General features: G+C 71.5%; 7 protein-coding genes and 1 pseudogene. 4 read left to right on the top strand and 4 right to left on the bottom strand.

The window, feature by feature from the left end:
• The 4 genes and pseudogenes from ACK4TT_RS11230 to ACK4TT_RS11215 form a co-directional block, all read left to right on the top strand.
• Positions 1–354, top strand: a pseudogene (locus ACK4TT_RS11230) (hypothetical protein); the annotation flags it as partial.
• A 32-nt stretch (positions 355–386) separates the two neighbouring features.
• Positions 387–956: a response regulator gene (locus ACK4TT_RS11225; RefSeq protein ID WP_409633339.1), complete on the top strand. Its 570-nt coding sequence runs from the start codon at positions 387–389 to the stop codon at positions 954–956.
• A 6-nt stretch (positions 957–962) separates the two neighbouring features.
• Positions 963–1,430: a hypothetical protein gene (locus ACK4TT_RS11220; RefSeq protein WP_410212999.1), complete on the top strand. Its 468-nt coding sequence runs from the start codon at positions 963–965 to the stop codon at positions 1,428–1,430.
• 70 nt (positions 1,431–1,500) lie between these two features.
• Complete coding sequence (locus ACK4TT_RS11215) at positions 1,501–3,090, top strand: phytoene desaturase family protein (protein WP_409633335.1); 1,590 nt, start codon at positions 1,501–1,503, stop codon at positions 3,088–3,090.
• Here the strand turns inward: ACK4TT_RS11215 and ACK4TT_RS11210 are convergent.
• The 4 genes from ACK4TT_RS11210 to ACK4TT_RS11195 are packed head-to-tail and all read right to left on the bottom strand — an operon-like array spanning position 3,087 to position 8,166.
• Positions 3,087–3,452, bottom strand: coding sequence for an ArsR/SmtB family transcription factor (locus ACK4TT_RS11210; RefSeq protein WP_409633333.1), 366 nt, complete (start codon positions 3,450–3,452; stop codon positions 3,087–3,089). The two genes, ACK4TT_RS11215 and ACK4TT_RS11210, sit on opposite strands and share 4 nt — an antisense overlap.
• Complete coding sequence (locus ACK4TT_RS11205) at positions 3,433–6,726, bottom strand: efflux RND transporter permease subunit (RefSeq protein ID WP_410212998.1); 3,294 nt, start codon at positions 6,724–6,726, stop codon at positions 3,433–3,435. The genes ACK4TT_RS11210 and ACK4TT_RS11205 overlap by 20 nt, the downstream gene beginning before the upstream one ends.
• Positions 6,723–7,784, bottom strand: a complete 1,062-nt coding sequence (locus ACK4TT_RS11200; RefSeq protein WP_410212997.1) for an efflux RND transporter periplasmic adaptor subunit — start codon at positions 7,782–7,784, stop codon at positions 6,723–6,725. Before ACK4TT_RS11200 ends, ACK4TT_RS11205 begins: the two co-directional genes overlap by 4 nt.
• A gap of 16 nt (positions 7,785–7,800) precedes the next feature.
• The gene (locus ACK4TT_RS11195) at positions 7,801–8,166 is read right to left on the bottom strand and encodes a rhodanese-like domain-containing protein (protein WP_409633327.1); all 366 of its coding nucleotides are present in this window, start codon (positions 8,164–8,166) and stop codon (positions 7,801–7,803) included.
• Between the last annotated feature and the right edge of the window lie 60 nt (positions 8,167–8,226).

Raw genomic sequence — 8,226 nt, 5'->3', positions numbered from 1 at the left:
CTAGCGGTGGCCGAGGCCGAGGCGCGCGACCTGATCGCCAACATCCGCCGCGAGATCGAGGAGGCCGCCGACGCCATGCTGGCGGCGGCCGAGAAGGGGTTGCGGGACATCGAGGCCGTGCGCGGCGGCGACGCCCAGGCTCTGGACGGGCTGGAGCGGATGCTCTGCGCCATCCTCGAGGCCTGCGCCTTCCAGGACCTCGCGGGCCAGAGGCTCGCGAAGCTGGATTCGATGATCGGCGCCGTCGCCCTGGGCGCCGTGGATGGCGACCCGCTGCTCGAGGGCCCGCAGGCCCGCGGCCAGGGCCTGGACCAGGCCGCGGCCGACGCGCTGTTCGAGAGCGGGACGTCGTAGCCCGCGGCCAAGACGGAGACCGGTGACGCAAAATGCTCTCCTCGTCGACACGGCTGGACCTGCGCAAGGCCAAGGTCCTCTTGGTGGACGACAATCCCCAGTCCCTGGAGCTGATGACCCAGGTGCTGATGGGGTTCCGGGTGGGCAGGATCACCGCCTGCCGGTCCGCCGAGGAGGCGCGTGAGTCCGCGTCTGCCGTGCCCTACGACCTGCTGATCATCGACGACGAGATGCCCGAGGAGGACGGCATCTCGCTGACCCGCCATATCCGCCGCCAGCCCGAGGGGCCGAACTTCACCGCCCCGATCGTGATGGTGAGCGGCAACACGCCGCTGGAGAAGGTGATCACCGCCCGGGACGCCGGGGCCAACATGATCGTCAAGAAGCCCATCGCGCCCGGCGTGCTGCTCAGCCGCATCGAATGGCTGGCCCGCAACAACCGCCAGTTCGTCACCACCGAGTCCTATTGCGGCCCCGACCGCCGCATCAAGCAGCAGCTCCTGCCCGAGGGCATCCCCGAGCGGCGCTCCTCGGCCATCGCCCTCGTCTCCAACCCCGTCCGCGCCATGTCGCAGGACGAGGTGGATTCCCTGTTCGGATAGCCGCCCATGACCGTCGTGCGCATCTTCACGCCCGAGAACAGGCTGGCCGAGATCCTCCAGTCGCTGGAGGCCCCCACCGCCCAGGAGCTGATCGCCGACGCCGAGACCCGGGTCACGGCCCTGGGCGACGCCATCCGCGCCTATGTCGCCGAGAAGCTGGAGGAGATTCGCGTCTTCGCCGAGCAGGGCGAGGAGGAGCTGTTCGCCGAATGCCGCACGCTCGGCGGGGCGGCGCTGGACGTGGCCGAGGTGGCCGGCGCGGCCGGCATGGAAGCGGTGGGCGAGGTGGCCCGCGGCATCAGCGCCATGGTCGACAACCTGGTGACCAGCGGGGTCTGGCACACCGATGCGCTCCGCCTGCACCTCGACGCGCTCGCCCTCGTCAACCGCGCGGGCGGCGGCCTGGATGAGGAGAGCGAGGTGATCCTGGGGCGCCTTCGGGGCATGCGCGAGGCCGTGGGCGTCGTCGAATAGGCCGAAGTTGCGCGGCGGCCCCGATCCGTAGCACACCCCTTGCGCACAAGAAGCCAGGGGAGCGGCGGGCGTGACGGACGTGATCGTGATCGGCGGCGGCCACAACGGGCTCACCTGCGCCGCCTATCTCGCCGCCGCGGGGCTGAAGGTCGTGGTGCTGGAGCGCCGGGCCGTCGTCGGCGGGGCGGCCGTCACCGAGGAATTCCATCCCGGCTTCCGCAACTCGGTCGCCAGCTACACGGTCAGCCTGCTCAACCCGAAGGTCATCCGCGACCTGGAGCTCCATCGCCACGGCCTCAAGGTGGTGGAGCGGAAGGTCTCCAACTTCCTGCCGTTCGAGGGCGACTACCTGGCCACCGGCGAGGGCCGCACCAAGGCCGAGGTGGCCCGCTTCTCGGCCCGCGACGCCGAGCGCCTGGACGCCTACGGCGAACGCCTGGACCGCATCGCCGACGTGCTGCGCGACCTCGTGATGGAAACCCCGCCCAACCTGGTGGAGGGCGGCTTCGCGAAGGCCCTCCCCGAACTCCTCAAGAGCGCGAGCCTGGGCCGACGCCTCTCGAAGCTGGACCTTACCGCCAAGCGCGACCTCCTGGCCCTGTTCTCGCAGTCGGCCGGCGAGTGGCTGGACGGCTGGTTCGAGAGCGAGCCCATCAAGGCCGTCTACGGCTTCGACGGGGTGGTGGGGAACTACGCCAGCCCCTACACGCCGGGCTCGGCCTATGTCCTGCTGCACCACGTCTTCGGCGAGGTGAACGGCAGGAAGGGCGCCTGGGGCCACGCCATCGGCGGCATGGGCGCGATCACCGGGGCGATGGCCGCCTGCTGCCGCGAGCGCGGCGTGGAGATCCGCACCGGAGCCGCCGTGGCCGAGGTGCTGACCGAGAAGGGCCGGGCCGTGGGCGTGGTGACCGAGGGCGGCGAGACGATCCGCGCCCGGGCGGTGGTCTCGAACCTCCACCCGCAGCTCCTGTTCTCGAAGGTCGACCCCGGCGTCGTCCCGGCCGACTTCGCCGAGCGCATCGCCCGCTACCGTTCGGGCTCGGGCACCTTCCGGATGAACGTGGCGCTGTCCGAACTGCCGAGGTTCACGGTGCTGCCGGAGCCGGGGGACCACCTCACCGCCGGGATCATCATCGCTCCCACCCTGGACTACATGGACCGGGCCTACACCGACGCCCGCGCTCACGGCTGGTCGCGCGAACCCATCGTCGAGATGCTGATCCCCTCCACCCTGGACGACAGCCTGGCGCCGGCGGGCCGGCACGTGGCGAGCCTGTTCTGCCAGCAGGTGGCGCCGCAACTGCCGGACGGCCGCTCGTGGGACGACTGCCGCGAGGAGGTGGCCGACCTGATGATCGCCACGGTCGACCGGCATGCCCCGGGGTTCGCGAAGTCGGTGCTGGGGCGCCAAATCCTCTCGCCGCTCGACCTGGAGCGCACCTTCGGCCTCGTGGGCGGCGACATCATGCACGGCCGCCTGACCCTCGATCAGCTCTTCTCGGCCCGGCCGGTGCTGGGCGCGGGCGACTACCGCACCCCGGTGAAGGGCCTCTACCAGTGCGGCGCGGGCACGCATCCGGGCGGCGGCGTCACCGGCGCGCCCGGCCACAACGCCGCCCGCGAGATCGTCCGCGACGCGCGTCGCCGGCGCTTCTAGCCCGCCGGCTGGCCCCGGTAGATGTCGCAGAGCGTGTCGATCACCCGCGCCGCCGCCGGGTCGTCCAGGCGGTAGTAGATGGTCTGGCCGTCGCGGCGGGTGGAGACCACGCCCTCGGCGCGCAGCTTGGCCAGGTGCTGGGAGGCGGCCGATTGGGCGAGGCCGACGTGATTCGCCAGTTCGCCCACCGAGCATTCCCCTTCGCCCAGGCGGCACATCAGGATCAGCCGCTGCTCGCTGGCCATCAGCTTCATCAGGCGTGCGGCGGCCGCGGCGTGCCGCTCGAGTTCTTCGAGCTCGGCGGGCTTCGGCAGGCGTCCAGCAGGGGTATTCGTCATCGCGCTAATGTAGGCGTCGCGCATGTTGCCCGCCAACGTTGTCGCCTGAGGGGCGAAGCGGGCGGACGTTGTCGGGGGCCGGGGCGGCGACGCCCGCCGGCGAGGGCGGCCGGCCGTCGTCGCGCAGCACGATGTAGATGGCCGGGATCACGAGCACGGTCAGCAGGGTGGACGACGCCAGGCCGAACAGCAGGCTGATGGCCAGGCCCTGGAAGATGGGGTCGAACAGGATCACCGCCGCCCCGATCATGGCCGCCAGCGCCGTCAGCAGGATCGGCTTGAAGCGGATCGCGCCCGCCGCCAGCAACACGTCGCGCAGGGGCCGTCCGTCCGCCTGCTGGTGGCGGATGAAGTCCACGAGCAGGATCGAGTTGCGCACGATGATGCCGGCCAGCGCGATGAAGCCGATCATCGAGGTGGCGGTGAACGGCGCCCGGAACAGCATGTGGCCGGCCACGATGCCCACCAGGGTCAGCGGAATGGGGGTGAGGATCACCAGCGGCAGGCGGAAGCTTTTGAACTGGGCGACCACCAGGACGTAGATGCCCAGGATCGCCACGCCGAAGGCCGCGCCCATGTCGCGGAACGTCACCCACGTGATCTCCCATTCGCCGTCCCACAGGACCGTCGGGCGGTTCTCGTCCATCGGCTGGCCGTTCAGGCGGATGTCGGGCCTGGGCAGGCTTCCCCAGTCGTGGGCCTTGATGGCGTCGTCCACCGCCAGCATGCCGTAGATCGGCGCCTCGTAGCGGCCGGCCAGGTCGGCCATGACCATCTCGGCGTCGCGGCCGTCGCGGCGGTAGATCGGGTAGGAGCCCGTCTCGCGCGTGGCCTCCACCACCTCGCCCAGCTCGACCAGGCGGCGGCCCTGGGCCGTGTTGGCGACGGCCACCGGCGTCGCGGCCAGCCGCTCGCTCCAGGTGCGGTCCGACTGGGGCAGGCGCACGGCGATCTCGACCGGGTTGCGGCCCTCGCCGCGGTGGGAATAGCCGACGGTCGAGCCGCCCAGGATGGCGCCGATGGAATCGAACACCTCGCCTTCCGAGAGGCCGAAGTATTCCACCTTCTCGCGGTTGGGCGTCAGCCGCAGGCGCGGCCGCGGCTCGCCCCAGCTGTCGTCCACGTCGACGATGTAGGGCACGCCCTGGAACAGCTTCTTGACCTCGGCGGCGACCGCCCGCCGCGTCTGGGCGTCGGGGCCGTAGACCTCGGCCAGCAGGGTGGCCATCACCGGCGGTCCCGGCGGGGCCTCCACCACCTTGATCGAGGCGCCCTTGGGCAGGGGCAGCCTGGCCAGCCGCTCGCGCAGGTCCAGCGCGATGGCGTGGCTGGCGCGCTTGCGCTCCGACTTGTGCGACAGGGCCACCGCCAGGTCGCCCTGCTCCGGCCGGCTGCGCAGGAAGTAGTGGCGCACCAGGCCGTTGAAGTTGAACGGCGAGGCGGTCCCGGCGTAGGCCTCCATCGAGACCACCTCGGGCACGGTCTGGGCGACGGCCGCGGCGGCGGCCAGCGTCCGGCGCGTCGCCTCCAGGCTGGTCCCCTCGGGCATGTCCACGACCACCTGCAGCTCGGACTTGTTGTCGAACGGCAGGAGCTTCACGGTCACGGCCTTGAAGTAGAACATCGACATGGCGACCAGGGTCGCGACGCCGACGCCGATCAGGAAGATCCAGGCGCTGCGGCGGGTGGCGATCACCCGGCCCGCGACGGCCCGGTAGGCGCCGCCCAGGCGGCCCTCGCCGTCATGGCCATGGCCATCCGCCAGGGCCTGGCGGGCGAAGCGGACCATCAGCCAGGGCGCGATCACCACGGCCACGAAGAACGAGAAGACCATGGCCGCCGAGGCGTTCACCGGGATCGGCGCCATGTAGGGGCCCATCAGACCGGAGACGAACAGCATGGGCAGCAGGGCGGCCACGACCGTCAGGGTCGCCACGACCGTGGGATTGCCCACCTCGGCCACCGCCTCGACGGCGGCTTGCACCCGGCCGCGGCCGTCGTTCATCGCCCAGTGGCGGGCGATGTTCTCGATCATCACGATGGCGTCGTCGACGAGGATGCCGATCGAGAAGATCAGGGCGAACAGGCTGACGCGGTTGATGGTGTAGCCCATCAGGTTCGAGGCGAAGAGCGTCAGCAGGATCGTGGTGGGGATGACCACGGCGGTGACGGCCGCCTCGCGCCAGCCGATGGCGAAGCCGATCAGGATGACGATGGAGACCGTCGCCAACCCCAGGTGGAAAAGGAGCTCGTTGGCCTTCTCGTTGGCGCTCTCGCCGTAGTCGCGGGTCACGGCCACGTCGAGGCCCTCGGGGATCAGCGAGCCTTCGAGCGTCTTCAGCTTCTCCTCGATGTGCTGGGCCACCACGACGGCGTTGGCGCCCTTGCGCTTGGCGATGGCCAGGCTCACGGCCGGGGCGTCGGTCCAGCGGCCGTCGCGTTTCGCATACCGCCAGACGCCCGCCTGGTCCTCGCGCGGCGCCTGGATCACGTCGGCCACGTCGCGCAGGTAGACCGGCTCGCCGTTCACCGAGGCAACGGTCAGCAGGCCCACGTCGGCGGGGGAGGCGAGGGTGCGGCCGGCGGCCACGTCCAGGGCCTGGCCGCCCTCGCGGATCGAGCCCGACGGGAAGCTGCGGTTGGCCTGTCGCACCGCCTCGATCACCGAGGACAGCGGCACGCCGTGCAGGGTCAGGCGCTCGGGATCGGGTTCGACCCGGATCTCGTCGGGCCGGCCGCCGACGATGAAGGTCAGGCCCACGTCCTCGACCTTGGCGACCTCGGTCCGGAGCTTTCGGGCGATCTCGTAGAGCGCCTGGTCGGTCCAGCGGCCGGCGTAGCCCGGCTTGGGCGACAGGGTCAGCACCACGGCGGGCACGTCGTTGATGCCCCGGGTCACGACCTGCGGCTCGGGGATGCCCACGGGGATCTTGTCGTAGTTGGCGCGCAGCTTCTCGTGGATGCGCACCGCCGCGTCGTCCGGGTCCTCGCCCACGTCGAAACGGGCGGTGACCAGCACCTTGTCGTCCTCGACCTGGGTGTAGACGTGGTCCACGGCGTCGACGCTCTTGACGATGGTCTCCAGCGGCTTGGCCACCAGCTCGGCGGCGTCGGTCGCCCGCAGGCCCGGCGCCTGGACCATGATGTCCACCATGGGCACGCTGATCTGCGGCTCCTCCTCGCGGGGGATCGACATCAGCGCGAGCAGGCCCATGGCGATGGCCGCCAGCAGGAACAGCGGCGTCAGCGGCGAGCCGATGGTCGCCTGGGTGAGCCGCCCGGAGAGTCCCAGCTTCATTTCGCGGGTCCCGCCTGGGCCGGAGCTTGGGTCTGGGCAAGCAGGACGTCGCCGCCGGCGGCGCCGGACAGGATCTCGACCTCGCCGGGCGTCGGGCCCGGCGCGATCTGCACGGCCACGTCGCTGGCCCGGCCGCCCTGGCCCAGCACGCGGACGAAGTCCACGCCGTAGCGGGTGGCGACATAGCGGGCGGGGACGACCAGCGCCATGCGCTCGCCCACCTTCACCCGCACCCGCACCCGCTGGCCGACCAGTTCGGCGCGCAGGCCCTGGACCTTGATGTCGGCCACCACGCGGCCGGCGGTCACGGCGGGATAGACCTGGGCGATGGTCCCGCTCGCGGCGGCGCCCGGCAGGTCCTGGGTCTCGATGGGGACGGGGTCCCCGACCCTGAGCGCGCGGGCCTGGGCCTCGGGAATCTCCAGGCGCAGCAGGGGCTCGCCGGCGGTGACGGTGGCGATCGACTGGCCGGCCATGACCACCGAGCCCAGCGGCACGTCGGCGGTCAGGATTCGACCGTCGGTGGGCGCCAGTACCGCGCCCTGGGCCGACAGTTCGGCGCTGGCCGCCTGCTGGGCGCGGACGGCGGCGAGCTGGCCGTCGGCGGCCTTCGATGCGGCTTCCGCCTGGTCGAGCCCGGCCTTGGAATAGAAGCCCTTGTCGTAGAGCGTCCGATAGCGGGCGAGATCGGCCCTGGCGCGCGCGGCCTCGGCCGCCGCAGCGCTGGCCTGCGCCTCGTAGGCGCCGGTTTCGAAGGTCAGGCGCTGGTCGGTGACGACGCCGATGAGCTGGCCCTTGCGCACCATATCGCCCTCCCGGACCGTCAGCTTGGTGAGCGTGCCGCTGATCCGCGCCCGGGCCTCACCCATGTCGCGCGTCGTGACGATGGCGGCCACCGGCTTCAGGTCGGCGATCCGGCGCGGCTGCAGGGTCATCCGTTCGCGGGCGGCCGCGACGGTCGGGGCCTGCGCCTCTTGCGGCTCGGAGCCGCAGGCGGAAAGCGCCAGGGGCGCGACCGCGAGGCCGGCGGCGAGGAGGAGCGGGGGAAGGCGCTTCATGGGTCGGGTCTTGGTCCTAGCGGGCGTCCGTCACCGCGCCGGTGGCGGGGTCGATGCGGATGGTGGGCAGCCCGGCCTGGCGCCAGGCGGCGATGCCGCCGGCCATGTGCGCGTCGTGCTTCAGCCCCGCGCCCTGGCACCGCTCGACGGCGGTGGCCGAGCGCTTGCCCGAGCCGCACTGGAAGACCACGGCCCGCACCTCGCCGAGATCCGGCAGGGCCTTGGGATCGAAGGTCGACAGGGGAAAGTTCAGCGCGCCGTGGATGCGTTCGGCGGCGAACTCGGCGGGCTCGCGCACGTCGATCAGCACGATCTCGCCGCGCTGAAGCATGGCGTTGATCTCGTTCGGGGTGAGATCCCGGACCTTGTGACGGCCGAACATGAAAATGCGTCTCCATGGACTTGAGAGCCGGCGGCCCTCGTAATATGCATATTTGCGCAT

This window comes from Phenylobacterium sp., assembly GCF_046463815.1.
Lineage (GTDB): Bacteria > Pseudomonadota > Alphaproteobacteria > Caulobacterales > Caulobacteraceae > Phenylobacterium.
Note: the sequence above shows the minus strand (reverse complement) of the source record. Positions and strands in the feature narration are given on the sequence as shown.